We start from the raw sequence: 25,226 nt of genomic DNA, 5'->3' as shown, positions 1-25,226 counted from the left end.
TTCTCGTCCCCGTCGAAGTTGGGGACGAAGTCGACCGTCTCCTTCTCCAGGTCGCGCAGGAGCTCCATGGCGATGGGCGCCAGGCGCGCCTCGGTGTAGCGCATGGCGGCCGGCGGGTCGCCGTCCACGGAGCCGAAGTTGCCGTGCCCGTCGATGAGCGGGTAGCGCATGGAGAAGTCCTGGGCCATGCGCACCAGCGCGTCGTAGACGGCCACGTCCCCGTGGGGGTGGAACTTGCCCAGCACCTCGCCCACGGTGCGCGCCGACTTCTTGTACGGCTTGTCCGGGGTGTTGCCGGCCTCGCGCATGGCGTAGAGGATGCGGCGGTGGACGGGCTTGAGGCCGTCGCGCACGTCGGGCAACGCGCGGTTGACGATCACGCTCATGGCGTAATCGATGTAGGACTGCTTCATCTGCTCCGTCAGGTCGACGGGAACGACGTTGCCGATCTCTGCCACTCCGGCTCCCCCTGCGGCTCGCTAGCCGATGGTGTCCAGGTTCTGGACCTCGTGCGCGTGCTCCTGGATGAACTCGCGCCGCGGGCCCACCTCCGTACCCATCAGGATGCTGAAGATCTCGTCGGCGGCCAGGGCGTCCTGCAGGCTGACGGCGAGGAGCGTCCGCCGCGCCGGGTCCATGGTCGTCGCCCAGAGCTGCTCGGCGTCCATCTCGCCCAGGCCCTTGTAGCGCTGCGGCGTCTCCACCGCCTCCCAGCCGCCCAGCTCGGCGATGATCCGGTCGCGCTGCGCGTCGGAGTAGGCGTAGCGGGGCTCGCGGTCCTTCCCCCGCTTGGGCACGATGCGGTAGAGCGGCGGCTGCGCCACGTAGACGTAGCCGTGCTCGATCAGCGGCCGCATGTGCCGGAAGAAGAAGGTGAGCAGCAGCGTCCGGATGTGGGCGCCGTCCACGTCGGCGTCGGTCATCAGGATGATGCGGTGGTAGCGCGCCTTGCTGATGTCGAAGTCCTCGCCGATGCCGGTGCCGATGGCGGTGATCAGCGCGCGGATCTCGTCGTGGCTGAGCACCCGGTCCAGGCGCGCCTTCTCGACGTTCAGGATCTTGCCGCGCAGGGGGAGGACCGCCTGGAAGCGCCGGTCGCGCCCCTGCTTGGCGCTGCCGCCGGCGGAGTCGCCTTCCACCAGAAAGAGCTCCGCCTCCTCGGGGTCGCGCACCTGGCAGTCGGTCAGCTTGCCCGGGAGCGCCGTCACCTCCAGGGCGCCCTTCCTCCGCGTCAGCTCGCGCGCCCGCCGCGCCGCCTCGCGCGCCCGCGCCGCCGTCACCGCCTTCTCCAGGATGGCCCGCGCCGCCTGCGGGTTCTCCTCCAGGAAGGTGGCCACGCCCTCGGCCACCACCCCGTCGACGATGGCGCGGACGTCGCTGTTGCCCAGCTTGGTCTTGGTCTGCCCCTCGAACTGCGGTTCGGGCAGGCGGACGGAGAGGATGGCGGCCAGCCCCTCGCGCACGTCCTCGCCGCCCAGGTTCTCCTGGTTCTCCTTCAGGAAGCCCAGCCGCCGGGCGGCGTCGTTGACCGCGCGCGTCAGCGCCATCTTGAAGCCGGTCTCGTGCGTGCCGCCTTCCACCGTGCGGATGTTGTTGGCGAAGGAGTAGAGCGTCTCGGCGTAGCCCTCGTTGTACTGCAGCGCCGCCTCCACCGCCACGCCCTCGCGCTGCGCGCTCACGTAGCAGACCTGCGGGTGGAGCGGCCCCTTGCCCTTGTTGAGCGCCTGCACGAAGGAGACGATGCCGCCCTCGAAGCGGTAGCGGCTGCTCCGCCCGCTCCGCTCGTCTTCCAGCTCCACCGCCAGCCCGCGGTTGAGAAAGGCCAGCTCGCGCAGCCGCTGCGCCAGCGTCTCGTAGTCGAAGACGGTGGTCTCGAAGATCTCGGCGTCGGGCAGGAAGGTGATGGTGGTCCCCGTCCCGTCGCTCGCCCCCGCCCGCTCCAGCGGCGTCACCGGCCGGCCCCGCTCGAAGCGCTGCCGGTAGACGGCGCCGTCGCGCCGGCTCTCCGCCTCCAGCCAGGCGGAGAGGGCGTTGACCACCGAGACGCCCACGCCGTGCAGGCCGCCGGACACCTTGTACGCCTTGGAGTCGAACTTGCCGCCGGCGTGGAGCATGGTCAGGACCACTTCCAGCGTCGGCTTGCCCACCTTGGGGTGGACGCCCACGGGGATGCCGCGGCCGTTATCCCAGACGCGGACGCTGCCGTCGGCGCGGAGAGTGACCACGATGTGGTCGCAGAAGCCGGCCATAGCCTCGTCGACGCTGTTGTCCACCACCTCGTAGACCAGGTGGTGGAGCCCCTGCGGCCCGGTGCTGCCGATGTACATGCCCGGCCGCCGGCGGACGGCCTCCAGGCCCTCCAGCACCTGGATCTGGCTCTCGTCGTAGCCGCCGTCGCCGCGGCGCTGCTCCGGCAGCCGCTCGATCACGCTCTTCTCCGCCAATCCGACGCCTCCCCGTGGCCGCCGCGGCCCGCGAAGCGTTCCAGCCGGGCGCGCAGGGCGGCCGTCGACAGGATGGACGCGTAGAGCACGTCGCCCGCGGTCAGCACGTAGCTCTTCACGGACCCGCGGCCGGTGCCGTGCCAGCGGCCCCTCCGCCGGTGCTCCTCCAGGCTTGTGCGGAAGTCGGGCGAGGCCTCGGCGCAGGCCGCGTCCAGGATGAGGACCACCTCACCCCCCGGCAGGCTCCTGCCGTCGCCCAGGTCCAAGATCACCCGCAGGCCGCCCTCCCTCGCCCGGCGGCGCCTTCCGCGCCGCCAGCCGCGCGCGGCGGCGCGCCTCAGCCAGCATGACGCGCCGCCACCGTTCCAGCAGCTCGCCGTCCAGCCCGCCGCGCCTCAGCTCCTCCAGCGAGGCGGCGGCCGCGGGCCGGAGCTCCGGAATCTCCCGCTCCGGCGCCGCTTCGTCGGGACCGGCCAGAGGCTCCGCGTCCGGCCAGGCCCCCGGGCCGGCCTCCACACGCAGCGCGCGGACGCCGCGCAGGCCGCGCCGGTGAAGTTCGCGCAGGATGGAGCTCTTGTGGAAGACCAGCTCGGTGGCCCAGCTGCCGTTCTCCGCCCGGACCCGGAGCACTCCCCCCTCGACGTCGACGGCGCGGGAGTGCCTGGCCAGGCCCGGTCCCACCACCTCCGCCCAGAGGTCCAGCGCGCGGTAGGCCTCGAGCCGGCGCGCCATGCCCCAGCGGCGGAGGAGGTCCGCCAGGACGGAGCGGAGCTCAGCGGGCGGGCGCTCGCGGTGTTCGCTCACCGCCCGGCACCTCGCCGATCGAGCCCGAAACGATGCGAAACCATTTTACCCTTTCACTCCCTGCAATCGCCAGGAGGAGGCCGCCGGCCTGCGCCGAGCCCTCCTCGGCCGCCGTCACCCAGGCCTGCTCGGTCTCGGGCAGGAGCAGGGAAAGGAGCCGCTGGCGGCGCTCCCCGTCCAGCTCGGAGAAGACGTCGTCCAGGAGGAGGAGCGGCGCCTCGCCCCGCTTGGCGCGGAGGAGCGCGAACTGCGCCATGCGCAGCGCCAGCGCCAGCGCCCGTTGCTGGCCCTGCGAGGCGTAGGCGCGCGCGTCGCGCCCGCCCAGCTGGAGGCGGAGATCGTCGCGGTGCGGCCCCACCAGGGTGTAGCCGTGCTCCAGCTCCCGCGGAAGCGCATCGTCCAGCGCCTTCTGGATCGCACCGCGCAGCGCCTCTTCGAGCCGCCGGCCCTCGTCCGCCGCCGCGGGCGGCGCGCCGCCCGCCAGGAGCCCGCCCGCCGCCGGCAGCGAAGAGGCGTAGGCGACGGAGAGCGGCGGCTCCCCCGCCAGGGCGGCGTGGAGGCGGCGGAGCTCGGGTACCAGCTCGGCCAGGAGCGCGAGCCGCCGCCGGAGGAGGGCGGCCGCCGCGGCGGCGAAGGCCTCGTTCCAGGTCTCGAGGAGAAGCGCGGCGCTGCGCGGCGAGGCCGACGGCCCCAGCTTGCGCAGGAGGGCGTTCCGCTCGGCCAGCGCCTTCCGCGCCGCACCCAGGGCCGCGTCGTAGGAGCGGCTCCAGGCGCGCCCCACCTCGTCCAGGAAGTGTCGCCGTACCGCCGCCCCCGCCTGGATCAGCTCCAGGTCGGCCGGCCGGAAGAGGACGAGCGGGAAGCGGTAGAGGAGCTCGCCGAGCCGCGCCAGGGGCCGCCCGTCCAGCTCGAGGCGCTTTTTGCCCGGCCCGAGCTCCGCCTCCACCCGCCAGCGGCGGCCGCCGGCCTCCACCTCGGCCGCGAGGCGCGCCGCGCTCGCCCCCTGGCGGACCAGCTCCTCCTCGTGCCGCGTGCGCGGCGACTGGCCTGCGAGAAGAAGGCACGCCGCCTCGAGCAGGTTGGTCTTCCCCGCCCCGTTGGGGCCGACCAGAAGACTGACCCCGGGCCCGGGCCGCCAGTCGGCCTCGGCGTAGTTGCGGAAGTCCTGCAGGCGGAGCCTCTCAATCCGCAACGAGCAGCTCCTCGCTCCCGCCGTCCTCCAGGCGGACGCGGACGCGGTCGCCCGCCGTCAGCTTCCTAGCACGGCGCCGCTCGGGCTCGCCGTTGACCTCCACCCGGCCGCCCTGCACCAGGCGCTTCGCCTCACCGCCCGTCTCGGCCAGCCCCGAGATCTTGAGGAAGGCGCCCAGCTCGATGGGCAGCGCCGCCACCCTCACCCTCCGCACCGGACCCACCCCGTCCCGGCGCCGCCCTCGCCGGCGCTCAGCCCACGGTCCGCATGGGCATGACCACATAGAAGAAGGAGCCGTCGTCGGGATCGCTCAGGCGCGCGGCCGAGAGGGGCCCACTCAGCTCGACGCGGACGCGCTCGCCCTCGAGCGCCTTCAGCCCCTCCATCCAGAAGCGCGGGTTGAAGGCGATCTCCATGGGCTCGCCCTCTTCCAGCGGCGGCAGCTCCTCGTGCGCCCGCCCCAGCTCCGGCGCGTCGGCCGCCACCACCACCCGCCCGTCGCCGAAGCGGAGCTTGAGCGGCGTCTGCTCGCGCCCTCCGCCCAGCAGCGAGACCCTCTCGCTGGCCGCCAGCAGCTCGGCCCTGCCCAGCTGCCAGGTGGCGACGAAGCGCTGCGGAACCGCCGCCAGCACCTGCGGATAGCTTCCCTGCAGCAGCGAGGCCTGGAAGCTGAAGCCGCCCGCCCGCGCGTAGAGGCGGCTCCCGTCCCCGGCCAGGCGGATCTCCTCCTCCGTCTCGCCCAGGGCGGCCAGCATCTCCAGGCTCCGCGCCGGCACCACCAGCCCGCCGGCAGGCTGCGCCGCCCGCGTCGCCGCCGTCTCCGCCGCGGCCGCCGCCTCCTCCTCCGAGGCCTCCCGGACCACCTCCTGGCGCGCGATGCGGAAGCCGTCGGTGGCCAGCGCGGAGATGCGCCCCGCCGTGATCTCCAGCAGGATTCCGGTCAGGATGGGCCGCGCCTGGTCCTGGGAGGCGGCGAAGGCGGTCCGCCGCACCGCCCGGGCCAGGTCCCCGCCGCGCACGTCCAGCTGCGCCGCCTCCTGGGGGAAGTCGACCGGACGCGGGAAATCCTCGGGGTTCATCCCCTGCAGCAGGAAGTCGGCGTCCGGCCAGGCCAGCCGGACCGCCAGCGCCTCCTCGCGCGTCGAGAGCTCCAGGTCGGTGGCGGGCGCCCGGCGCACCAGGTCCCCCAGGAAGCGCGCCGGCAGCACCACCTCCCCCTCTTCCTCCACCGTGGCCGGCGCGCCCAGGGTGGCGGTCATCTCCAGGTCGGTGGCCATCACCTCCAGCCAGCCGGGCCGGGCGCGGAGGAGGACGCCGGAGGCGACGGGGAGAGGGCTGCGGGCGGGTACGATGCGCGCCGCCACCTGTAGGAGGCGGGCGAGCGCGGGCTGCGCGAGACGAATCCTCAACGGTGGGACCTCCTTTGCTGCACGGGCTTTCGGTCCTGCGACCTCTCTGGAATGCTGTTCGAAGCCGTAGCCGTAGCGGCTGTGGAGATGTGGAGAAGTCCGCGGAAACCTCTCCGTTGCCGGCCGACCGCTGTGGATAACCTGTGAACGCGGGGGAGAACTTTATCCACTCCTTGCGTCAGGAAGTGGATCCCCCGCCGGCCTCCCCATCCGGTCCACAGTTTCTCCCCCCGCTTTCCCACAGGCCGTCCCCAGCCGACTCCCGGCCGGGCCCTTCGGGTCACCGGCGGCGCTCTCAGGAGCGGATCTGGCGCACCAGATGGTCGATGGTGGCCGCCAGCGCCGGGTCCCGCCGGACGTCGGCCTCCACCTTGTTGAAGGCGTGCAGGACGGTGGTGTGGTCGCGGCCGCCGAACTCCTCGCCGATCTTGGGCAGCGAGGCGTCGGTCAGCTTCCTGCAGAGGTACATGGCGATCTGGCGCGGGTAGGCGACGGCGCGCGTCCGCCGGTGCACCTTCAACTCCTCCACGTCGAGGCCGTAGTATCCGGCCACCACGCGCTGGATGGTCTCGATGCTGACCGCCTTCTCCGGGCCCGGGCTGACGAAGTCCTGGAGCGACTCCCGGGCCACGTCCAGCGTCAGCGGCAGGTGCTTGAAGGAGGTGTAGGCGACGAGACGGATGAGCGCCCCCTCCAGCTCGCGGATGTTGGTGCGCACGTGCTCGGCGATGTAGACGAGAATGGCGTCGTCGATCTCCAGGTTGTCGGCCGCGGCCTTGGCGCGCAGGATGGCCAGGCGCGTCTCGAAGTCGGGCGGCTGGATGTCCGAGATGAGACCCCACTCGAAGCGCGAGCGGAGCCGCTCCTCCAGCGTGGGAATCTCCTTGGGCGGCCGGTCCGAGGAGACGATGATCTGCCGGTCGGCCTCGTGGAGCGCGTTGAAGGTGTGGAAGAACTCTTCCTGCGTGCTCTCCTTCCCTGCCAGGAACTGGATGTCGTCCACCAGGAGCACGTCCACGTTGCGGTAGCGGTTGCGGAACTCGACCGTGCGCCGGTCGCGGATGGCGTTGATCAGCTCGTTGGCGAAGGTCTCGCAGGAGACGTAGGCGACCCGGATGCCCGGGTGGCGGAGGAGCGTCCGGTGGGCCACGGCTTGCATCAGGTGGGTCTTGCCCAGCCCCGCTCCCCCGTAGATGAAGAGCGGGTTGTAGGCGCGCGCGGGCGCGTCGGCCACCGCCAGTGAGGCGGCGTGGGCCAGCCGGTTGGAGCTGCCGACGACGAAGGTCTCGAAGGTGTAGCGCGGGTTGAGCGGCTGGCCGATGCTGCCGCCGCGCTGGGCGACGTGCGCCTGCACCGCGGCCGAGAGCGCCGCCGCCACCTCGTCCTGGGCCGGCGCGGCCCCGTCCTCGCCCGCCCCCTCCGGCGGCACGACGAACTCCAGGTGCACCTCGCGGCGGAGGAGCTCGGCCAGCTGCCGCTGCAGGAGAAGCGCCACGTGGTCCTGGAGGTAGTCGCGGGTGAAGCTGTTGCGGACGCCCAGGATGAGGGTGTCGTCGTGGAGCGCGATGGGCTCGGTCTCCCGGATGAAGTGGAAGGTGGGAGCCGGCACGGCCGCCTCCAGGTTTTGCACGGCCTGCGTCCAGAGTTGTGCGAGCGACTGCATGCTGCCAACCCCCGTCTGCATGGGCGGTCGCCGCGAGCCGTCGCCGGCCGGGCGGGGGTCGCCCGCGCGTATGCAACGCCGGAGGAGCCGGCCCGGCGGAACCTCGCCCGGGAAGGCCGCGGGGCGTACTTCGCCCCTGTTATGTCGCCGTATGGGGTGGGCACACCTTGTCCACAGGCCTATCCACAACCTGTGCATACCGGCGTGCACACCCATGACACGTCCCGCCCCGTCGGCTCCCACACGCTAGCAGAGGAGTAGGGCTGGGGCAAGGCTGGCGGCGGTGCGAGGCGCGGCAGGAAGCCTTCCGGGACGCCGAGACGTCCGTTTGACTCGCCCTCTTGCGTTCGCCTATAATTCGCGCGGTCTGGAGCCGGTGTTAGGCCGTCCCGGGCTCCCGTGCCTCCGGTTCGAGAGGTGTCCCGGCGCCTCGCCGGGCGGAGCCGGGAAGACGACAGGGGACAGGTTCGGTCCGGCGCCTGCGGATCCCTGCCCGGGAGAGCGGAGGAGTGAGCGGACGTGAAGCGCACCTACCAGCCGAAGAGGCGGCACCGGGCGCGGGTTCACGGCTTTCGCGCGCGCATGCGGACGCGCGGCGGGCGCGAGGTGTTGCGACGGCGGCGGGCCAAGGGCCGCCACCGGCTGGCCGTCGGCTAGCGGCGCCTGCCGCCAGGCAGCGGCGGGGGTCGGGTCGAGCGGATGGAGAAGATGGTGCGCCGGAGCGACTTCCGGCGCGTTTTTGACTCCGGAAGGCAGGTCGTGGGCGCGCCCGCCGTGGTGTACACTGCACCTAATGGGCTGGAATGCAGCCGGCTGGGAGTGGTGGTCAGCTCGCGGGCCGGCGGAGCGGTGGCCCGGAACCGGATCCGGCGCCGCCTGCGCGAGTGGGCGCGGCGCTCCTGGGAGCGGGTCCGGCCGGGCTGGGACGTGATCCTGGTGGGACGGCGGACCGCGCGCGAGATGCCTTTCCGGGAGCTGGCCGAGGAGCTGGAGCGGCTCTTCCAGGCGGCGGAGCTGTGGCGGTCGAAGAGGGACGGGGAAGCGTGAACGGAGTCCGCACGGGCGGCCCCGGTCGCGCGGTGGGGGCGCTGCTGGTGGGGGCCATCCGGCTCTACCAGCGCTGGCTTTCGCCGCTCAAGCCGCCGACGTGCCGCTTCACACCGACCTGCTCCGAGTACGCGGTGCAGGCGGTCCTCAAGCATGGTCCGTTGCGGGGATCGGCGCTGGCGGCCTGGCGGGTGGTGCGCTGCGGGCCCTGGTCGGCCGGCGGCTACGACCCGGTGCCGTAGGGTCGGGGGAGCGCCATCGCCGGGCGAATTCGGCGTCGCGGAGGAGGTCGCTGTTTGGCAGTCTGGGACGCGTTGCTCTCGGCATTCCGCTCCGCGCTGATCTTCCTGTCGGTGGGCGGGAACTACGGCATCGGCATCGTGCTCCTCACCCTGCTCGTGCGGGGCGTCCTCTGGCCGGCCACATGGCCGTCGATGGTCTCCTCGCGCAAGATGCAGGACCTGCAGCCGAAGCTGGCCGAGTTGCAGAAGAAGTATAAGAACAACCCGCAGAAGCTGAACGAGGAGACCATGAAGCTCTGGCGGGAGCACGGTGTCAACCCGGCGGCGGGATGCTTCCCACTGCTGCTCCAGCTACCCATCCTCTGGGCGCTCTACGAGACGCTGCGCCGCTTCGACTTCTCGCACGCCTCCTTCCTCTGGATCGCCACGCTAGCGCGTCCCGACCCGTTCTATCTGCTGCCGGTGCTGACCATGCTGACGACCTTCCTGCAGAGCTGGGTGATGATGCGCAATTCGCCCGGCATGAGCGGGAGCGCCGGCCAGCAGCAGCGCATGATGATGTACATGATGCCGCTTCTCATGGGCTGGATCACGCTCAACCTGCCGGCTGGGCTCGGGCTCTACTTTGTCGTCTCCAACATGTTCAGCGTCTTCCAGGCGGCCATGGTGCCGCGCGTGGTACGGCCCACCGCGGAGAGGGGATGAGTCTTTGCGGTCGGTGGAGGTGACGGCGCCCAGCGTGGACGAGGCGGTCTCCATCGGCCTCATCCGGCTGGGCGGCGTGGGGCATCGGCACGTCAAGGTGGAGGTGCTGGAGGAGCCGGGCGGCGCGGCGGGCGGGCAGGCGCGCGTCCGGCTCACGCTCCATATGGAGAAGGGGCTGGCCGCGCAGCGCTTCCTGTCGCGGGTGGCGCTGCTCTACGGCTGCCGCGAGACGTCGGTGCTGGTGGCGCGCGAGCCGGAGCGCATCGTGCTCCAGCTGAAGGGGCGCGACGCCGGTGAGCTGATCGGCTTCCACGGCCAGACGCTGGACGCGCTTCAGCTGCTGGCCAACGCCGTGGCCACGCGCGCCTCGGGCGACCCAACGCCGCTGGTCATCGACGCCGTCCAGTATCGCGAGCGGCGCTCGGGGAGCCTCCGGCGCCGGGCCCAGCGGGCCGCGGAGGAGGCGGTGCGGACGGGCCGGCGGGTCGAGCTGCCGCCCATGAGCGCCGCCGAGCGGCGGGTGGTGCACCTGGCGCTGGAGGGTGACGGCCGGGTGCGGACGCACAGCGAGGGTGAGGAGCCGCATCGCTTCGTGGTGGTGGAGCCGGTGGCGGGGGAGGCCGCCGGCGGTCAGGTCCAGGCGCCGGCCAAGGGAGGCGGGCGCCGGGGGCGGAAGCGGCGGCGGGCCGGCGGGGACGCGGCGCGGAAGGGCGCGACGGCGGGCCCGTGAGCGGTGCGGCCGCGGAGGAGGCGGCGGGGCTCCTGGAGCGCTGGCTCGCGGAGTGGGGTCTGGCGCTGCCGCGGGAGCGCCTGGAGCTCCTGGCGCGGCTGGCGGGGGACGTGGCCGCCGAGGGCGAGCGATGGGCGATCACGGGCGTCGCCGGCGCCCGGGAGAACCTGCGCCGGAACGTGCTCGACTCGCTCCTGGCGCTGGCGGCGCCCGAGTGGTGGGGCGGCGGGGAGGCGCTCGACCTGGGCTCGGGGGCGGGCTTCCCCGGGCTGGCGCTGGCGCTGGTCGAGGAGGAGCGGAGCTGGTGGCTCCTGGAGGCGCGGCGGAAGAAGGCGGCCTTTCTGCAGCGCGAGGTGGAGGCGCTGGGCCTGGCAGGCCGAGTGCGTGTGGTCTGGGGCCGGGCGGAGGAGCGGAGGACGTGGCTGGGGCTCGGCGGGGCGGAGGCGGCGCCGGCGACCTTCGGACGGGTGACGGCGCGCGCGGTGGCGCCCCTGAAGAGGCTGGCGGGCCTGTCGTCCGGACTGCTCACCCGGCCGGGTGGGCTGCTCTTCGCCTATAAGGGGCCGGGCGCGGAGGAGGAGCTGGCGGAGGCGGAAGGCGGGCTGCGTCGGGAGCGTCTTCTCCTGCTGCGGCGGGTCGAGGCGCGTCTGCCGGAGCGAGGCGAACGCCGGCTCCTGCTGGTCTTCCGGGCCGAAGCGTGAGCGGGCGCGGCGGGCGCTGGCGATCCGGCACGAGGCGCCGGAAGGACAAGGAAGCTCCGGCGTGGAAGGAAGGCCGCCGACCCGGAGGTGAGGCGGGTGCGCGGCGTCGATTCCTCGACGGAACGGTGGCTCGAGGTGCCCGTCGACCAGGTGCGCCCGAGTCCTTACCAGGCGCGGCGCCATTTCGGCAGCGAGGCGCTGCAGGAGCTCTCCGAGTCGTTGCGCGAGAACGGCATGCTGCAGCCGGTGGTGGTCCGCCCGGTGGGCGGCGCCTACGAGCTGGTGGCCGGCGAGCGGCGCTGGCGTGCGGCGCGCATGGCGGGGCTGGAGCGGATCCCGGCGCTGGTGGTGGAGGCGGACGACCAGCGCGCGGCCGTGCTCAGCCTGGTGGAGAACCTGCAGCGGGAGAACCTGCACTTCCTGGAAGAGGCCGAAGGCTACCGCGAGCTGATCGAGGACTTTCACATGCGCCAGGCGGACCTGGCCGCGCGCATCGGCAAGAGTGCCAGCAGCGTGGCCAACCGGCTTCGCCTCCTCCGCCTGCCGGAGGCGGTGCGGCGGGAGATCTTCCGGCGGCGCGACCTGGTCAGCGAGCGCCACGCGCGAGCGCTCCTCCGCCTCGAGGACGAGGAGACGCAGCTGGAGGTGCTGCGCCGCGTGGTGGAGGAGGAGCTGACGGTGCGGGAGACCGAGCGCCTGGTGGAGCAGGTGCTGGCGACCCGCGAGGACGCGCCCGCCTCCGGCGGCGGCCGGCGGCAGATCCGGGTCATCAAGGATATCCGCATCTTTCTCAACACCTTCCGCCAGGCGGTCAGCCATCTGCAGGCGGCAGGTGTCGCCACCCGCATGGAGGAAGTGGACCTGGGCGAGGAGCTGGAGGTGCGCGTCCGCATCTCCAAGCGCCCGGCGGGCACGCAGGCCTCCTGGGTGACTTCCTCGCAGAACGCGGCCGGCAGGTCGGCGCGGAGGGGCTGATGGTCGGGCATGGCCCGGGTGATCGCGGTGGCCAACCAGAAGGGCGGGGTGGGCAAGACCACCACGGCCGTCAACCTGGGTGCAGGCCTCGCGGTCCTCGGGCAGCGTGTCCTTCTCGTGGACATCGACCCCCAGGGCAACAGCACCAGTGGCCTCGGCCTGGAGAAGGACGGCCTGCGACCCAACATCTATGACGTCCTCATCGGCCAGGCGGAGCTGGCGGCCTGCGTGCGCGCGAGCCGCGTGGACGGGCTCTCCGTGGCGCCGGCCAACATCGACCTGGCCGGCGCGGAGATCGAGCTGGTCAGCGTGATGGCGCGGGAGAGCCGGCTGCGCCGCGCACTGGAGGGCGAGCGCGAGCGGTACGACTTCGTCCTCGTGGACTGCCCGCCGTCGCTGGGCCTCCTGACCATCAACGCGCTGACCGCCGCCGACTCGGTCCTGATCCCCATCCAGTGCGAGTACTATGCGCTGGAGGGGCTGACGCAGCTGCTCAACACGGTGCGCATGGTGCGGGCCAACCTCAACCCGACCCTGGACCTGGAGGGCGTGGTCCTGACCATGTTCGACGGTCGTACCAACCTCTCGATCCAGGTAGCGGAGGAAGTGAAGCGCTACTTCCCCCAGAAGGTCTTCCGGAGCGTCATCCCGCGGAACGTGCGCATCAGCGAGGCGCCGAGCCACGGCCTGCCCGTGCTTCTCTACGATCCGAAGTCGCGGGGGGCGGAGGTCTACCTGGAGCTGGCGAGGGAGGTGCTGGCGCGTGCCGGCTAACCGGCCAGCGCTGGGCCGGGGTTTGCAGGCCTTCTTCCCGGCCGAGCTGGAGAGGAAGCCTGGCGAGGAGATCCGGCGTCTTCCCCTGGACGCGATCCGGCCCAACCCGATGCAGCCGCGCCGGAGGCTGGACGACGGCAGGCTCCAGGAGCTGGTGGCCTCCATCCGCGAGCACGGGGTGCTGGAGCCGGTCATCGTCCGGGCGGCGGGCGACGGGTACGAGCTGGTGGCGGGCGAGCGGCGCTGGCGGGCCGCCGGCGAGGCCGGGTTGAAGGAGATCCCGGCCATCCTGCGCGAGGTCGAGGACCGCCAGCTGCTGGAGCTGGCCCTGATCGAGAACATCCAGCGCGAGGAGCTCAGCCCGCTGGACGAGGCCCGGGCGTACGCCACGCTCATCCAGGAGTTGGGCCTGACCCAGGAGGAGGTCGCCCGACGGGTCGGGAAGAGCCGCTCGACGATCGCCAACTCGCTGCGCCTCCTGCAGCTGCCGCCGACGGTGGCCGGGTGGGTGGAGAGCGGAGCGCTGAGCGAGGGGCATGCGCGCGCGCTGCTGTCGGTGGGCGACGAGGCGGCGCGGGAAGAGCTGGCGAGACAGGCGGTGGAACAGGGCTGGAGCGTCCGTGAGATCGAGCGGCGGGCGCGTCAGCGTTCGGGGCGGCCGGCTGCGAGGCGCGCGGAGGCAGCCCGTGCGGGCGGAGCGGAGCGGCCGGGTCCGGCTCCGGCGCCCGGGGCGGAACGGGCCGGGGCCGGATGGGCGGCGGAGCTCTCGCGGATGGAGGAGCGGTTGCAGGACGCGCTTGGAAGCCCGGTACACATCCGCCCGGGGCGGAACGGGGGTACCCTGGAGATCCGCTTCTTCGGGAGCGAGGATCTGGAGCGGCTGGTGGAGACGCTGTTGGCCGCGGCCGGGGGCGTCTAGATGAAAGGCAGCGCCGGACGCAGGGGCCCGGCCTGTTTCACGTGAAACAACCGCCCGCCCGGCCGCAGCGCTTCTTCCCGGGCGACGACCGCCGGCGGGCTCTCCTGCAACCCAATCCCCTAGGAAGGAAGAGGTCGCAGAGCCGGTGATCGGAACGCTGGTCAACGTCCTCGCCATCCTCGCAGGGACGACGCTGGGCGCCTTCGCTCTTCCCCCGTTGCCCGAGGCCATCCATCGCCGGCTACTGCAAGCCGTGGGACTGGCCGTGATCGTCATCGGACTCGGCCAGACGCTGCCCGCCGGCCAGACGCTGGTCGCCCTGGTCTCCACGGTGCTGGGCGCCGCGGCGGGCGAGGCCTTCCACCTGCACGAGGGCCTGGATCGCTTCGGCGAATGGCTGCGCCGCGTGACGCCTTCGCGCCTGGGCGGCGACAGCTCCGGCTTCGTCACGGCCACGCTCATCTTCGTGGTCGGCCCCATGGCCATCCTGGGCGCGCTTCAGGACGGGCTCTACGGGGATCACTCCACCCTCTTTGCCAAGGCCGCCCTGGACGGCATCACCTCGGCCGTGCTGGCGGCGACGCTGGGTGCCAGCGTGGGCCTGGCCGCGCTCGTCGTCCTGCTCTACCAGGGCGGTATCGCGCTCTTCGCCGCTCCCTTCCACGCGCTCCTCACCGGGGCGCCGGAGCACGCCCTGACGGCCACCGGCGGCTTGCTCATCCTCGCCATCGGATTGAACATGGTGGGAGCGACGGAGATCCGCGTAGCCAACCTGCTGCCGGCTCTCCCCGTCGCCCTCGCCCTGGGCGCGCTGGGCAGCCTTTTCCACGGGCTGCCCCTCTGAGGGCGGCCCGCGGGCGCCCTCAGCCGGCGCCGCGGGCTGCCGCAAGGAAAGTCACCGCCTCGCAGCTGTAGGGGAGGAGCCGGAGACATGCCGTCCAACCTTCTCGCCCTGCCGGAGGCTCGAACACTGGCCCCGGCGGCACTTTCCGTGGTCGCTCTCCTCCTGGCCCTGGCCGCTCTGCTCGCGGCTCGCCGCACACGCCGCCACCTGGAGCGGGAGCACGCCCGCTCGGAGAGCGGCCAACTCGAGAAGGAGCTGGCCCTCCTGGCCGAGCGCGTCGCCCGGCTGGAGGCCGAGCTGGCCGCCCTGCGCCAGGCGGCGGAGCACCTGGACGCGCGCCAGCGCCGCAGCCTCCAGGCCTACGCGCTCAAGCGCTACGCCGCCCTCGGCCAGAACGGTGCCCCGCCCAGCCAGAGCCTGGCCTTTCTCACGGGCGAGAGCGACGGACTCGTCCTGACCTGGATCCAGACCGAGCACGGATGCTACGTCTACGCCAAGGAGGTGCAGGACGGCGCCCCGGCCGGCGGTCTGCGGCTCAGCCAGGAGGAAGCGGACGCCCTGCGGGCGGCGCTGGCCGCCCTGCCGGCGGCGGCCGCGGCTTCCGCCTCAGAGGCCGGCCCCGGAGGAGAGCGAGCGCGGCCCCTCGGCGGCCAGGAAGGGCGCCTCGGGAAGGAGGCCGGCCACCGCTGAGAGCAGGCCCTCCGCGATGACCGCGGCCATGGCCATCACCAGGCTGAGGCGCGTGTTCTGGAGCACCAGGTACTCCATGAAGCCGCCCACGTTGACCGTCCCGGTGACATAGCAGTCGCCCACCTGCGGCAGGACCTTGCGCACCCCCGCGCCCGGGCGCAGCGCCCCCGCGCCCACGGTGATGGTGCCGACGCTCTCTACAGGGCCGAGGCAGGCGTCCACCGCCACCACCGCGGGGCGCGGGTCGGCCATCTCCAGCCAACGCACGGTCGGCACCAGGTTGGTCGCGTGGACGGGCGCCTCCAGGGTGCCCAGCACGCGGGGCGCGGGCGCCACCTCCGGCTCCTCCCCGCCCGCCCAGCCCTCCAGCAGCCGGCTGCCCACCAGCGGCCCCAGCGCATCCCCGGTGGAGCGGTCGCTGCCGATGCAGAGGAAGAGAAGCGGCCGCCCGGCTTCCACGAACGGGCGCAGGACCTCACGCAGGGCGTGGGCCACGGCAGCCGCGGCGGCGGGCTGGGTGTAGCGAACCCGCAACGGCGACGAGCGGCGCGGGGCGGGCCGCGACGGCCGCATGTGCATCCCCTCCCACGGACGGATTAGTGTATGTGGGTAGGCAGGCCCCCATGCGGAAGGGGTCCCCCCGGGGAGGGTTCCGCGGGCCCTCCCGCCCTGGAGGTGAAGGCATGGCCCTGGACGAGCGTCCGCGCAGGGTGCCCGACGACGAGGAGGCCGAGGTGGACCTCCTTATCCGCCAAGGACGCCTGGAGGAGGCGGAGGAGCGGCTCCGGCGGCGCCTCGCCGCCGGCGGAGCGGACGAAGCCAGACTCCTGAGCAAGTGGGCCGGCCTGCTGCTCCGCCGGGGGAAGACGGAAGCCGCCGAAAGGCTCCTCGACCGCGCCCTGGCGCGGGACCCGGCCTGCGCCCCCGCCTGGCTCAACCGCGGCAACCTGGCGCTCCACCGCGATCGCCTGGATGAGGCCGAGCACTGTTTCCGCAAGGCGTTGGAGCTCCGGCCGGAGTACGCCGCGGCCTACAACAACCTGGCCGTCGTCTTCAAGCGGCGGGGCCAGTTGGACCGCATGGTGGCCGCTCTGAAGGCGGCGGCGCGGGCCGAGCGCGCGGCGGCGACCGCCCCCTGGTGGCGGCGCTGGTCGCCGGCGGGCCGCCTCGGACTGCGGGGGCCGCAACCGTGAAGGGCCCCCCGGTCCGGTTCCACCTGGGCGACGTCATCGAGCTGAAGAGGCCCCACCCCTGCGGCTCCGTCACCTGGGAGGTGCTCCGCACCGGCGCCGACCTGCGCCTCCGTTGTACCGGCTGCGGCCGGATCGTCCTTCTCCCGCGGGTGCGCGTGGAACAGCGGCTGGTGCGCATCGTCGACTCGCCCCTGGGCGAGGGGCCGGCAGAGCTGTGATATAATGCGCGGGTACGCGGGCGCGGCCGTGCCGCGCGATATCCGCGTGCGACCTTCCGTACCCGGGAAGCGTCGCGCCGCCACACGCGTCGCCCCAGGCCGGGTACCACGTCCGAGGAAGGGAGGTGGCGCTTGGTTTGGCACGCACCTATGAACTCATGGTGATCACCGATCCCGAGCTCGACGAGGAAGCGTCGCAGGCCCTTCAGGAACGGATCACCCGGCTCGTCTCCCAACACGGCGGCGAACTGAAGAGCACGGAACCGTGGGGCCGGCGCAGGCTGGCCTACACCATCGACGGCCACACGGAGGGTGTCTACACGCTCTTCACCTTCGAAGGCGGCGAGCGGGCACCCGCCGAGCTCTCGCGGCTGCTCCGGCTGACTGAGGGCGTCCTGCGGCACATGATCGTGCGGACGGACGAGAGCTAGGCCGGGGCTCCGCGCCGCAGCGCGGCGGGCCCGGAGGCCGCGGCCGCCGTCCGCCGGAGGGGGATGCACATGCTGAACGTGGTGGTCCTGGTGGGACGGTTGGTCCGCGATCCGGAGCTCCGCTACACGCCCTCCGGCGTCGCCGTCTGCAACTTCAGCCTGGCGGTCGACCGGCCCTTCACCAACCAGCAGGGCGAGCGCGAGACCGACTTCATCGACATCGTCACCTGGCGCCACCTGGCCGAGACCGTCGCCAACCACCTGAGCAAGGGCCGGCTGGTGGCGGTCCATGGCCGCCTGCAGATCCGCAGCTACGAGACACAGGACGGCCAGAAGCGGCGGGTGGCGGAGGTGGTGGCGGACACGGTCCGCTTCCTGGACCGGCCGGCCGAGCGGGAGACGTCGCCCGGCGCCCTGGAGGGCAGCACGGAGGTCGACTTCCCCGCCGACGACATTCCGTTCTGAACAGGCCGCCGCGGCCTTCCGCGGCGGGTCCGGGAGGGGGGAGAGAGTTTGGCGCGCAAGGACCGGCGGCGTCGCCGCAAGGTCTGCAACTTCTGCGTCGACAAGATCGCCAGCGTCGACTACAAGGACGTGGGCCGGCTGCGGCGCTACCTGAGCGAGAGGGGCAAGATCCTGCCGAGGCGGATCACCGGCAACTGCGCCCGGCACCAGCGCCAGCTGACGCGCTCCATCAAGCGGGCGCGCATCATGGCGCTCCTGCCCTTCGTCGTCGACTGAGGGACGGCCGTGGGCGGTCGCCCCGGCCGGGCCCCCGCCCGCGGCGGGGACCGGCTCCCTGGATGAGGGGTGAGGCCAGTGCCGGCGGACGGCGGAGTCGACGTGGCGCGCAACGCGCGGGCGATCGAATGGTTGCGGACCGAACTGGTCCGCACCGTCGCCGACGTGCACAAGGCGCTGACCGACGGGGACGACGAGGCGCTGGGCGCCGCCCTGGCGGAGACCGTGCTCGTCTCGGCCCTCCTGGCACGGCGCACGGGCCTGGGGCTGGAGCGCCTGGAGAACCTCCTTTTGGCCAGGATCCGCGCCAACGTCGTCAGCGCCCACGAACTGGAGCGGTGGTACGGGGACATGAGCGCACTGCTGGCCCGTCTGGAGGCCCGGCCGGAGGAGCGGCCCGCGCCGGGCGACGCAGGCACCGGCCGGGAGCGCCGGGGCTGAGGGGGATGCCGCCCACGCGGACGCGACCCCTGGTCGAGGCGGTCCTGCTGGCCGTGCTCAGCCTCCTCCTGGTGCTGGCCGGCAGCTGGCTGCCCCTGCTGGGCCTGGTGGCGCTGCTCCTCAGCCCGCTGCCGACGCTGGTGGCCACCGTCCGTCTGGGGCCGCGCCTGGGGCTGGCCAGCGCCACCGTGGCCGCCTTGGCCAGCTTCCTCTTCGCCGGCCCGCTGGGGGCCTTGGCCACGTGGCTGGACTTGGCGGCCTTCGGCGCCTCCATGGGCTGGGCCTGGCGCAGCCGGCGGGACGCCTTCTGGGTGATCGGCGCCGGGGCGCTGGGCATGGTGGCGACCATCCTGGTCACCCTGGCGGTGGGGCGCCTGCTGCTCGGTCAGGATCTTCTGGCGCAGCTGCGCGACCAGATGCTCCAGTCCACCCGGCAGGCCGGCTCGCTCCTGAGTGCGGCCGGCGGGGTGGACGCCCGGCAGGCGGAGAATGCCAGCCGGCAGCTGAGCAGCCAGATCGAGCTCCTCTTCGGCCAGCTGCTGCCGACCGTGGTGCTGGCTGCGGGGACGGGGTACGCCCTTCTCCTGCTGCTGGTTGCGGGCCCCATGGCTGGCCGCCTGGGCCTTCCGAGGGTGGAGCTGCCGCCCTTCGCGCGGTGGGAGCTGCCCTCCTGGAGCGTCGGCTTCCTGCTGGTGGGCCTCGTCCTGGCCTGGGCCGGGCGGGGTAGCCAGAGCTTCCCCGCCGTGGCGGGCGCCAACCTGCTCCTGCTGGCCGAGCTTCTTTTTCTGGTGGGCGGCCTCTCGTTCAGCTACTTCTGGCTGCGCCGCTGGCGCCTCCCGCGAGGGCTGGGCGCCTTCGTGTTGGCCCTGGCGGTGCTCAACCCCTACCTCTCCCAGGCGCTGGTCTGGCTGGGGCTCTTCGACTCCGTGGTTCATCTGCGAAGACGCGTGGAGGTGTCGTGATGAAGGTGATTCTCCGGCAGGAGGTCGCCGGGCTGGGTACCGCCGGCGACCTGGTCGAGGTGAAGCCCGGATACGCGCGCAATTACCTGCTCCCGCGCGGCCTCGCCGTCGAGGCCAGCAGCGGTGCCCTCCGGCAGCTGGAGGAGGCGCGCGAGCGGATCCGCCGCCAGGCGGAGCGGGAGCTGGAGCGCGCACGGAAGATCCAGGAGGCGGCGGACGGGAGCGAGGTGACGCTGGCGGTCCGCGTCGGCAAGAACGGCAAGCTCTTCGGCTCCGTCACCGCGGCGGACATCGCCGCGGCGCTCGAGCAGCAGCGCGGCGTCCGCGTCGACCGGCGCCAGGTCCGGCTCGCGGAGCCGATCAAGAGCGCGGGCGACTACGCGGTGGAGTTGCGCGTCCACCCGCAGGTAAGCGCCAGCGTGCGGGTCCGCGTGGTGCCGGAGGGAGCCGAAGTCGGGAGCTGACGGAGATGGCCGTACCGCTGGACCGGGTCCCGCCCCAGGCCATCGAGGCGGAGGAGCAGGTCCTGGGGGCGTTGCTCCTGGACCGCGACGCCCTGGTCCGGGTGGCGGTGACGCTGGCCCCGCAGGACTTCTACAAAGAGGCGCACCGCCTCATCTACGAGGCGATGCTCGCCCTCTTCGACCGCGGCCAGCCGGTGGACGTCATCACGCTGGCCGACGAGCTGGGCCGCAATGACCAGCTGGAGCGCGCGGGCGGTGTCGCCTACCTGGCCTCGCTGGCCAGCTCGGTGGCGACGGCGGCCAACGTGGACTACCATGCGCGCATCGTCCAGGAGAAGTCGATGCTCCGCCAGCTGCTGGCGGCGGTGGGCGAGATCTCGGCCAGCGTCTTCAACTCGGGCGAGGAAGTCGACACGCTCCTCGACCAGGCCGAGAACCGCATCTTCCAGGTCTCGCAGCGCCGGCAGAGCCGCTCCTACGAACCGCTGCGCGACGTGCTCGTCAAGACCTTCGAGGAGATCGAGCGGCTCTACACGCACCGGGGCGAGGTGATCGGGATCCCCAGTGGCTTTCCCGACCTGGATCGGCTCACTTCGGGCTGGCACCCGTCCGAGCTGATCATCGTCGCCGCCCGTCCCTCCCAGGGCAAGACGGCGCTCAGCCTCAACATGGCCGCCGTCGCCGCCGTCCGCCACAAGGTCCCGGTGGCCATCTTCAGCCTGGAGATGTCGAAGGAGCAGCTGGCGCAGCGGTTGCTCTGCGCCGAGGCGCAGGTCCCCTCGGTCCGCCTGCGCACCGGGACGCTGAGCGACGAGGACTGGCCCAAGCTCTCGCGGGCGCTGGGACGGCTGAGCGAGGCGCCCATCTACATCGACGATACGCCCAACATCTCCGTGCTGGAGCTGCGCGCCAAGGCCCGGCGCCTGAAGGCGGAGCGGAACATCGGCATGGTGGTAGTCGACTACCTGCAGCTGATGCGCTCCCACGGCCGGGCGGAGTCCCGTCAGCAGGAGATCTCCGAGATCTCGCGCAGCCTCAAGTCGCTGGCGCGCGAGCTCTCGGTGCCGGTGGTGGCGCTCTCGCAGCTGAGCCGGGCGGTGGAGCAGCGGCAGGACCGGCGGCCGCAGCTCTCGGACCTGCGCGAGTCAGGAGCCATCGAGCAGGATGCCGACGTGGTCACCTTCATCTACCAGAACCCGGAGATGGAGTCCAGCAACGTCGTCGAACTGATCCTGGCCAAGCAGAGAAACGGCCCCGTCGGAAGCGCGCAGCTCGTCTTCCTGCGGGAGATCGGCAAGTTCGTCAGCCTCGACCGCCGCCAGCAGGCCGGCTGACCGGAAGGCTGCCGCGGCGGGAGGCTGGAGGCCACATCGTCTGGAGGTGCGCGCATGCCGGCACTGGTGGTGGTGGGGAGCCAGTGGGGCGACGAGGGCAAGGGCAAGGTGACCGACTTCCTCGCCGCGCGGGCGGAGATGGTGGTCCGCTACCAGGGAGGCACCAACGCGGGGCACACCGTGGTCCACGAAGGCAGGGAGTTCCGCCTCCACCTGGTCCCTTCCGGCGTGCTCCACGGCGTGACCAGCGTCCTGGGCAACGGCATGGTCATCGACGTCCCGGCGCTGCTGCAGGAGCTGGAGGAGCTGGAGTCGCGCGGCGTGGACACGGCGCGGGTGCTGGTCAGCGAGACTGCGCACCTGATCATGCCCTACCACAAGCTCTTCGACCAGCTGGAGGAGGAGCGGCGCGGGGCGGCTCGCATCGGCACCACGCTGCGCGGCATCGGGCCGGCCTACATGGACAAGTTTGCGCGCGCGGGCATCCGCGCCCTCGACCTGCTCGACCCCGACCTGCTGCGCGAGCGCCTGGAGGTCGTCCTCCCCGAGGTCAACCGGAAGCTGGAGCGCATCTACGACCAGCGCCCCTACGAGCTGGAGGCGCTGGTGGAGGAGTACGCGGCCTACGGGGAGCGGCTGCGGCCCCGGCTGCGCGACACCTCGCTGGTCATCAACCAGGCCATCGACGCCAACCAGCGCGTCCTCTTCGAAGGCGCGCAGGGCACCCTGCTGGACATCGACCACGGTACCTATCCCTACGTCACCTCTTCCTCGCCCACCGCGGGCGGCGCCTGCATCGGGAGCGGCGTCGGCCCCACGCGCATCGACCGCGTGCTGGGCGTCTCCAAGGCATATAGCTCGCGCGTGGGCGACGGCCCCTTCCCCACCGAGCTCCACGGTCCGCAGGCCGACTGGCTGCGCGAGAAGGGGCAGGAGTACGGCACGACCACCGGCCGGCCGCGGCGTGTGGGCTGGCTGGACCTGGTGGCGCTCCGCTACGCCGTGCGCGTCAGCGGTATCGGACAGCTGGCGGTGACCAAGCTGGACACGCTGAGCGGCCTGGCCACGATCCCGGTCTGCGTCGCCTACCGGCACGGAACGGAGCGGCTGACGGAGATGCCCCACGACGTGCGCGTGCTGCGCGAGTGCACGCCGGAATACGTCGAGATGGCCGGTTGGGAGGAGGACCTGGGCTCCTGCGAGCGCATCTCCGACCTGCCCGCGGAGGCTCGGCGCTACCTCGAGTTCATCTCGGCCCGGCTCGGCATCCCGGTCAGCCTGGTCTCGGTGGGGGCGGACCGCCAGAGGACGCTCGCCGTCCGCGACCCCTTCGACATGGAGAGCGAGTGAGCGCCGGCGCCGCGCCTTGACCGTCTGCGGGCGCGGGCGGGATACTCGTGGGCGGAGTCCACCTTCCGGGCCCCTAGCTCAGCTGGCAGAGCACCCGACTTTTAATCGGGGTGTCCAGGGTTCGAATCCCTGGGGGCCCACCATCTCGCATCCTCCGGCCGGTCGGCGGCGGCCGCCGTCCCCGACCTCCGGAGGGAGGAAGCGCCGCCCGCCCCGCGAACCGCAGCCGGTGAGCGGCTCCGCGCGGGGCCGCCATCCCGCACGAAAGGAGCCCTCCCCTTGGCAGACCAAGCCGTCGATCCCCGTGCCCTCGCCCTCCACCAGAGGGCGGTGGTGGTGGACACCCACCAGGACACGCTGGAGGAAGTGGTCGCCGGTCGCCGCACCCTCGGCGAGCGCTCCGCCTCCGGCCACGCCGACCTGCCACGGTTGAAGGAGGCGGGCGTGGACGTGGTCCTCTTCTCCCACTGGACGCGCCCCACCGGCCACCCCGGCCTGACGCTACAGCAGGTGCTGCACAAGCTCTCCGTCTTCTGGAGGGAGTGCGCGGCCAACGCCGCCGACGTCGCGCCCGTCGCCGGCACAGCCGAGCTCGAGGCGGCGCTGGCCGCCGGTCGCGTGGCCGGCGTCGTCAGCATGGAGGGCCTGGAGGCCATCGGCGACGACCCCGGCCTGCTGGAGGTGCTCTACCGGCTCGGGGTCCGCGTCGCCAGCCTGACCTGGAACGAGCGGAACGCCCTCGCCGACGGCGCCGGCCAGAGCGAGACGAAGAGTCGCCTGACGCGGGCGGGGCGCGAGGCGGTGCGCGAGATGAACCGCCTCGGCATCGTGGTCGACGTTTCGCACCTCTCCGAAGGCTGCTTCTGGGACGTGCTGGAGACCGGCAGCCGGCCGCCCATCGCCTCCCACTCCAACGCCCGCGCGCTCTGCGACCACCCGCGCAACCTGAGCGACGAGCAGGTGCGCGCGCTGGCCGCGGCGGGCGGCGTGGTGGGCGTCACCTTCGTGCCCGGCTTCCTCGTGCCCGAAGGAGGCGGCGAGCAGGCCACGCTGGAGACGGTGATCGCCCACATCGAGCACCTGGTCTCCCTGGTGGGTCCCGAGCACGTGGGGCTGGGCTCCGACTTCGACGGCACAGCCGAGCTGCCCTCCGGCCTGGAGGACGTCACACGCCTGCCGGCCCTCACCGAGGCGCTCCTCCGCCGCGGGTACGGCGAGGAGGCGGTGACCGCCATCCTGGGCGGCAACCACCTGCGCGTCTTCCGCCAGGTATGGCGCGCGTGAAAGACTCCGCGCGGCGGCCGCCGCGCGCGGCCGCAGGCTCCTGGCGGGCGGCGCTCTGGACGGGTCTTTACGCGGGGCAGTGGCTCGCCTTCACCCTGGCCAGCCTGATGGCGGTACCCGTGGCGGTGGGCCAGGCCATCGGGCTCGACCCCGCCGGGATCGCCGGCTTCGCCCGCAGGACCTTCCTGGTGGCGGGCGCGGCCTCGCTCCTCCAGCTGGCCTGGGGCCACGGCTTCCCGCTGCTGGAGGGACCGGCGGGCATCTGGTGGGCCACCATGATCGGCCTCGGCCAGATCTTCCCCGCCCTGGGCCACCCGCTGCGGGAGCTGCGCGCCGACCTGGAGGGCGGCGTGCTGGCGGCAGGACTGCTCCTGCTCGGCCTCGGGGCCAGCGGCCTCTTCTCGCGCCTGCTGCCGCTCTTCACCCCCGCCGTGACGGGCAGCTTCCTCCTCCTGGTCAGCCTGCAGCTGGCCGGTCCCTTCCTGCGCGGGCTCCTCGGCCTGGCCCCGGCAGGCGCGCCCCCCGGCGCCCCCGCGGGCCTCTTCCACCCGGTGGCCGCACTGGCCGGCCTCGGGACGGTGGCCCTGACCGTCCTGGTCTCCCTCCGCGCCCGGGGGAGCCTGCGCAGCCTGGGCGTCCTCGCGGGCGTGGCCGGCGGCTGGCTCTTCTGGCTGGCGGCCGGCCGTACCGGGCTCCTCCCCGCCGCTGCCCTGACGCCGCCCCCGGCGCCAGGAAGCACCGCCCCGGGCGCGCTCCTTCTCCCCTGGGGGAGGCCGGCCCTGGACGCCGGCGTCACCCTCACCTCCCTGCTGGTCGGCCTCTTCGTCACCGCCAACCTGGTCGCCAGCCTGACCGGCATCGGCCTCGTGACGGGGCGCGCGCCCACCCGTCCGCTGGCCAACCGGACGGTCCTCTGGACCGGGGTGGGCACCCTTCTGGGAGGCCTCGCCGGCAGCATGGGGACGGTCCCCTTCACCACCTCGGTGGGCTTCGTCGCCGTCAGCGGCGTCACCGACCGCCTGCCCTTCGCGCTGCACGCCGCCGCCCTGCTGCTCCTGGCGCTCCTGCCGGGCTTCGGCGCCGCCCTCTCGGCCTTGCCCGCGCCGGTGGCCTACGGGGCGCTCCTGGCCGCCAACGCGCAGATGGTGGCGGCGGGGGTGCGCGAGTACGCGCGCCTCGCGCTAGGCGCGCGCGACGGCTTCGTCATCGGCCTCAGCCTGATCCTGGGCGTGGGCGTCACCCAGATCCCCGCCTCCTACTGGAGGCCGCTTCCGCCCATGGCCCGCTTCCTGGTGGGGAACGCCACCGTCGTCGGGCTGGCGGTGGCCCTGCTCCTGGAACACGTGCTCCTCCCGGCCCGCACCGCGGCAGCGCGACCGGAGGCGGGCACCGGGGAGCCCCCCGCTGCCGGGGCGGGGCCGGGAGCAGCTCCGGAGGGCGATACCGCCCCGGGCCCGCCGGCCGGCGCATGAGGCCGCAAATTGCGCCAGCGGTGCCGCTCGTGTATGATGAGGCGTGCGCCAGGGCGAGGCGGTCGCCTCTTGCTCGCGCCGCGCGAACCGCAGGAACGGCTTTTCCGAAGAGTTTTCCCGGTGGCGTGGTGTAGCTGGTCAACATACCGGTCTGTCACACCGGAGATCGCGGGTTCAAGTCCCGTCGCCACCGCCAG

Annotated in this window: 32 protein-coding genes and 2 tRNA genes; 25 read left to right on the top strand and 9 right to left on the bottom strand. The window is 73.0% G+C overall.

Annotated elements, in window-relative coordinates:
* The 8 genes from K6U79_05825 to dnaA all read right to left on the bottom strand — a co-directional run.
* Positions 1–413: DNA gyrase subunit A (locus tag K6U79_05825; protein MCL6521879.1), on the bottom strand; the 413-nt coding region annotated here is incomplete at its 3' end.
* Positions 414–479: 66 nt separating this feature from the next.
* Positions 480–2,417 (bottom strand): DNA topoisomerase (ATP-hydrolyzing) subunit B, encoded by a 1,938-nt coding sequence (gyrB, locus tag K6U79_05820; protein MCL6521878.1) that lies wholly within the window; start codon positions 2,415–2,417, stop codon positions 480–482.
* 8 nt (positions 2,418–2,425) lie between these two features.
* Positions 2,426–2,716: a hypothetical protein gene (locus tag K6U79_05815; GenBank protein MCL6521877.1), complete on the bottom strand. Its 291-nt coding sequence runs from the start codon at positions 2,714–2,716 to the stop codon at positions 2,426–2,428.
* The gene (locus K6U79_05810; GenBank protein ID MCL6521876.1) at positions 2,673–3,248 is read right to left on the bottom strand and encodes a DUF721 domain-containing protein; all 576 of its coding nucleotides are present in this window, start codon (positions 3,246–3,248) and stop codon (positions 2,673–2,675) included. The genes K6U79_05815 and K6U79_05810 overlap by 44 nt, the downstream gene beginning before the upstream one ends.
* The gene (recF, locus tag K6U79_05805) at positions 3,217–4,440 is read right to left on the bottom strand and encodes a DNA replication and repair protein RecF (GenBank protein MCL6521875.1); all 1,224 of its coding nucleotides are present in this window, start codon (positions 4,438–4,440) and stop codon (positions 3,217–3,219) included. Before recF ends, K6U79_05810 begins: the two co-directional genes overlap by 32 nt.
* Positions 4,430–4,723, bottom strand: a complete 294-nt coding sequence (locus K6U79_05800; GenBank protein MCL6521874.1) for an RNA-binding S4 domain-containing protein — start codon at positions 4,721–4,723, stop codon at positions 4,430–4,432. Before K6U79_05800 ends, recF begins: the two co-directional genes overlap by 11 nt.
* On the bottom strand, positions 4,692–5,849 hold the full coding sequence (gene dnaN / locus K6U79_05795) for a DNA polymerase III subunit beta (GenBank protein MCL6521873.1): 1,158 nt from the start codon (positions 5,847–5,849) through the stop codon (positions 4,692–4,694). Before dnaN ends, K6U79_05800 begins: the two co-directional genes overlap by 32 nt.
* Positions 5,850–6,144: 295 nt before the next feature.
* Positions 6,145–7,512: a chromosomal replication initiator protein DnaA gene (dnaA, locus tag K6U79_05790; GenBank protein ID MCL6521872.1), complete on the bottom strand. Its 1,368-nt coding sequence runs from the start codon at positions 7,510–7,512 to the stop codon at positions 6,145–6,147.
* Positions 7,513–8,031: 519 nt separating this feature from the next.
* On the opposite strand from dnaA, the gene rpmH reads away from it, so the two are divergent.
* The 11 genes from rpmH (at position 8,032) to K6U79_05735 (ending at position 15,139) form a co-directional block, all read left to right on the top strand.
* On the top strand, positions 8,032–8,169 hold the full coding sequence (gene rpmH / locus K6U79_05785) for a 50S ribosomal protein L34 (GenBank protein MCL6521871.1): 138 nt from the start codon (positions 8,032–8,034) through the stop codon (positions 8,167–8,169).
* A 42-nt stretch (positions 8,170–8,211) separates the two neighbouring features.
* Entirely contained in the window at positions 8,212–8,559 is a 348-nt protein-coding gene (gene rnpA / locus K6U79_05780; protein MCL6521870.1) for a ribonuclease P protein component, read from the top strand.
* On the top strand, positions 8,556–8,801 hold the full coding sequence (gene yidD / locus K6U79_05775) for a membrane protein insertion efficiency factor YidD (GenBank protein ID MCL6521869.1): 246 nt from the start codon (positions 8,556–8,558) through the stop codon (positions 8,799–8,801). Before rnpA ends, yidD begins: the two co-directional genes overlap by 4 nt.
* A gap of 96 nt (positions 8,802–8,897) precedes the next feature.
* Complete coding sequence (locus tag K6U79_05770) at positions 8,898–9,506, top strand: YidC/Oxa1 family membrane protein insertase (GenBank protein MCL6521868.1); 609 nt, start codon at positions 8,898–8,900, stop codon at positions 9,504–9,506.
* Between the two features lie 4 nt (positions 9,507–9,510).
* Complete coding sequence (locus K6U79_05765; protein MCL6521867.1) at positions 9,511–10,236, top strand: KH domain-containing protein; 726 nt, start codon at positions 9,511–9,513, stop codon at positions 10,234–10,236.
* Positions 10,233–10,937: a class I SAM-dependent methyltransferase gene (locus K6U79_05760; GenBank protein MCL6521866.1), complete on the top strand. Its 705-nt coding sequence runs from the start codon at positions 10,233–10,235 to the stop codon at positions 10,935–10,937. The genes K6U79_05765 and K6U79_05760 overlap by 4 nt, the downstream gene beginning before the upstream one ends.
* 96 nt (positions 10,938–11,033) lie before the next feature.
* Positions 11,034–11,912: a ParB/RepB/Spo0J family partition protein gene (locus K6U79_05755; GenBank protein ID MCL6521865.1), complete on the top strand. Its 879-nt coding sequence runs from the start codon at positions 11,034–11,036 to the stop codon at positions 11,910–11,912.
* A gap of 9 nt (positions 11,913–11,921) precedes the next feature.
* Positions 11,922–12,686, top strand: a complete 765-nt coding sequence (locus K6U79_05750) for an AAA family ATPase (GenBank protein MCL6521864.1) — start codon at positions 11,922–11,924, stop codon at positions 12,684–12,686.
* A 10-nt stretch (positions 12,687–12,696) separates the two neighbouring features.
* Positions 12,697–13,605, top strand: a complete 909-nt coding sequence (locus K6U79_05745) for a ParB/RepB/Spo0J family partition protein (protein MCL6521863.1) — start codon at positions 12,697–12,699, stop codon at positions 13,603–13,605.
* Between the two features lie 145 nt (positions 13,606–13,750).
* Entirely contained in the window at positions 13,751–14,449 is a 699-nt protein-coding gene (locus tag K6U79_05740) for a DUF554 domain-containing protein (protein ID MCL6521862.1), read from the top strand.
* 87 nt (positions 14,450–14,536) lie between these two features.
* On the top strand, positions 14,537–15,139 hold the full coding sequence (locus K6U79_05735) for a DUF4446 family protein (GenBank protein ID MCL6521861.1): 603 nt from the start codon (positions 14,537–14,539) through the stop codon (positions 15,137–15,139).
* On the opposite strand, the gene yyaC is transcribed toward K6U79_05735, so the two are convergent.
* Entirely contained in the window at positions 15,056–15,712 is a 657-nt protein-coding gene (gene yyaC, locus K6U79_05730) for a spore protease YyaC (GenBank protein ID MCL6521860.1), read from the bottom strand. The two genes, K6U79_05735 and yyaC, sit on opposite strands and share 84 nt — an antisense overlap.
* 110 nt (positions 15,713–15,822) lie before the next feature.
* On the opposite strand from yyaC, the gene K6U79_05725 reads away from it, so the two are divergent.
* From K6U79_05725 to K6U79_05660, 14 genes are all read left to right on the top strand, one after another.
* On the top strand, positions 15,823–16,332 hold the full coding sequence (locus tag K6U79_05725; protein MCL6521859.1) for a tetratricopeptide repeat protein: 510 nt from the start codon (positions 15,823–15,825) through the stop codon (positions 16,330–16,332).
* The gene (locus K6U79_05720) at positions 16,329–16,550 is read left to right on the top strand and encodes a DUF951 domain-containing protein (GenBank protein ID MCL6521858.1); all 222 of its coding nucleotides are present in this window, start codon (positions 16,329–16,331) and stop codon (positions 16,548–16,550) included. The genes K6U79_05725 and K6U79_05720 overlap by 4 nt, the downstream gene beginning before the upstream one ends.
* 137 nt (positions 16,551–16,687) lie before the next feature.
* The gene (rpsF, locus tag K6U79_05715; protein ID MCL6521857.1) at positions 16,688–16,981 is read left to right on the top strand and encodes a 30S ribosomal protein S6; all 294 of its coding nucleotides are present in this window, start codon (positions 16,688–16,690) and stop codon (positions 16,979–16,981) included.
* Positions 16,982–17,050: 69 nt separating this feature from the next.
* Entirely contained in the window at positions 17,051–17,446 is a 396-nt protein-coding gene (gene ssb, locus K6U79_05710) for a single-stranded DNA-binding protein (GenBank protein ID MCL6521856.1), read from the top strand.
* Between the two features lie 48 nt (positions 17,447–17,494).
* Complete coding sequence (gene rpsR / locus K6U79_05705) at positions 17,495–17,722, top strand: 30S ribosomal protein S18 (GenBank protein MCL6521855.1); 228 nt, start codon at positions 17,495–17,497, stop codon at positions 17,720–17,722.
* A gap of 78 nt (positions 17,723–17,800) precedes the next feature.
* Complete coding sequence (locus K6U79_05700) at positions 17,801–18,163, top strand: MazG-like family protein (protein MCL6521854.1); 363 nt, start codon at positions 17,801–17,803, stop codon at positions 18,161–18,163.
* A gap of 5 nt (positions 18,164–18,168) precedes the next feature.
* Complete coding sequence (locus K6U79_05695) at positions 18,169–19,125, top strand: YybS family protein (protein MCL6521853.1); 957 nt, start codon at positions 18,169–18,171, stop codon at positions 19,123–19,125.
* Positions 19,125–19,589, top strand: a complete 465-nt coding sequence (gene rplI, locus K6U79_05690) for a 50S ribosomal protein L9 (GenBank protein MCL6521852.1) — start codon at positions 19,125–19,127, stop codon at positions 19,587–19,589. The genes K6U79_05695 and rplI overlap by 1 nt, the downstream gene beginning before the upstream one ends.
* A 5-nt stretch (positions 19,590–19,594) precedes the next feature.
* Positions 19,595–20,923 carry a replicative DNA helicase gene (dnaB, locus tag K6U79_05685; GenBank protein MCL6521851.1) on the top strand — a complete coding sequence of 443 codons (1,329 nt, stop codon included), beginning with the start codon at positions 19,595–19,597 and terminating at the stop codon, positions 20,921–20,923.
* A 54-nt stretch (positions 20,924–20,977) separates the two neighbouring features.
* A complete protein-coding gene (locus tag K6U79_05680; GenBank protein ID MCL6521850.1) occupies positions 20,978–22,273 on the top strand; it encodes an adenylosuccinate synthase in 1,296 nt (431 codons plus the stop codon).
* A gap of 67 nt (positions 22,274–22,340) precedes the next feature.
* Positions 22,341–22,416: transfer RNA gene (locus K6U79_05675), tRNA-Lys, on the top strand.
* A 187-nt stretch (positions 22,417–22,603) separates the two neighbouring features.
* On the top strand, positions 22,604–23,557 hold the full coding sequence (locus K6U79_05670; protein ID MCL6521849.1) for a dipeptidase: 954 nt from the start codon (positions 22,604–22,606) through the stop codon (positions 23,555–23,557).
* Entirely contained in the window at positions 23,554–25,029 is a 1,476-nt protein-coding gene (locus K6U79_05665; protein ID MCL6521848.1) for a purine/pyrimidine permease, read from the top strand. Before K6U79_05670 ends, K6U79_05665 begins: the two co-directional genes overlap by 4 nt.
* 119 nt (positions 25,030–25,148) lie before the next feature.
* A tRNA-Asp gene (locus K6U79_05660) sits at positions 25,149–25,225 on the top strand.
* Position 25,226 lies beyond the last annotated feature (1 nt).

Source organism: Bacillota bacterium (genome assembly GCA_023511835.1).
Taxonomy (GTDB): Bacteria; Bacillota; Sulfobacillia; order JAIMAT01; family JAIMAT01; genus JAIMAT01.
This window is presented reverse-complemented; position numbering and strand designations above follow the sequence as displayed.

Coding starts and splice junctions, on each gene's coding strand:
- K6U79_05800 (MCL6521874.1), bottom strand. CDS start 4,723: ATGTGGTCATGCCCATGCGGACCGTGGGCTGAGCGCCGGCGAGGGCGG.
- dnaA (MCL6521872.1), bottom strand. CDS start 7,512: ATGCAGTCGCTCGCACAACTCTGGACGCAGGCCGTGCAAAACCTGGAG.
- rnpA (MCL6521870.1), top strand. CDS start 8,212: ATGGAGAAGATGGTGCGCCGGAGCGACTTCCGGCGCGTTTTTGACTCC.
- K6U79_05750 (MCL6521864.1), top strand. CDS start 11,922: ATGGCCCGGGTGATCGCGGTGGCCAACCAGAAGGGCGGGGTGGGCAAG.
- K6U79_05735 (MCL6521861.1), top strand. CDS start 14,537: ATGCCGTCCAACCTTCTCGCCCTGCCGGAGGCTCGAACACTGGCCCCG.
- yyaC (MCL6521860.1), bottom strand. CDS start 15,712: ATGCGGCCGTCGCGGCCCGCCCCGCGCCGCTCGTCGCCGTTGCGGGTT.
- K6U79_05725 (MCL6521859.1), top strand. CDS start 15,823: ATGGCCCTGGACGAGCGTCCGCGCAGGGTGCCCGACGACGAGGAGGCC.
- ssb (MCL6521856.1), top strand. CDS start 17,051: ATGCTGAACGTGGTGGTCCTGGTGGGACGGTTGGTCCGCGATCCGGAG.
- K6U79_05695 (MCL6521853.1), top strand. CDS start 18,169: ATGCCGCCCACGCGGACGCGACCCCTGGTCGAGGCGGTCCTGCTGGCC.
- rplI (MCL6521852.1), top strand. CDS start 19,125: ATGAAGGTGATTCTCCGGCAGGAGGTCGCCGGGCTGGGTACCGCCGGC.
- dnaB (MCL6521851.1), top strand. CDS start 19,595: ATGGCCGTACCGCTGGACCGGGTCCCGCCCCAGGCCATCGAGGCGGAG.
- K6U79_05680 (MCL6521850.1), top strand. CDS start 20,978: ATGCCGGCACTGGTGGTGGTGGGGAGCCAGTGGGGCGACGAGGGCAAG.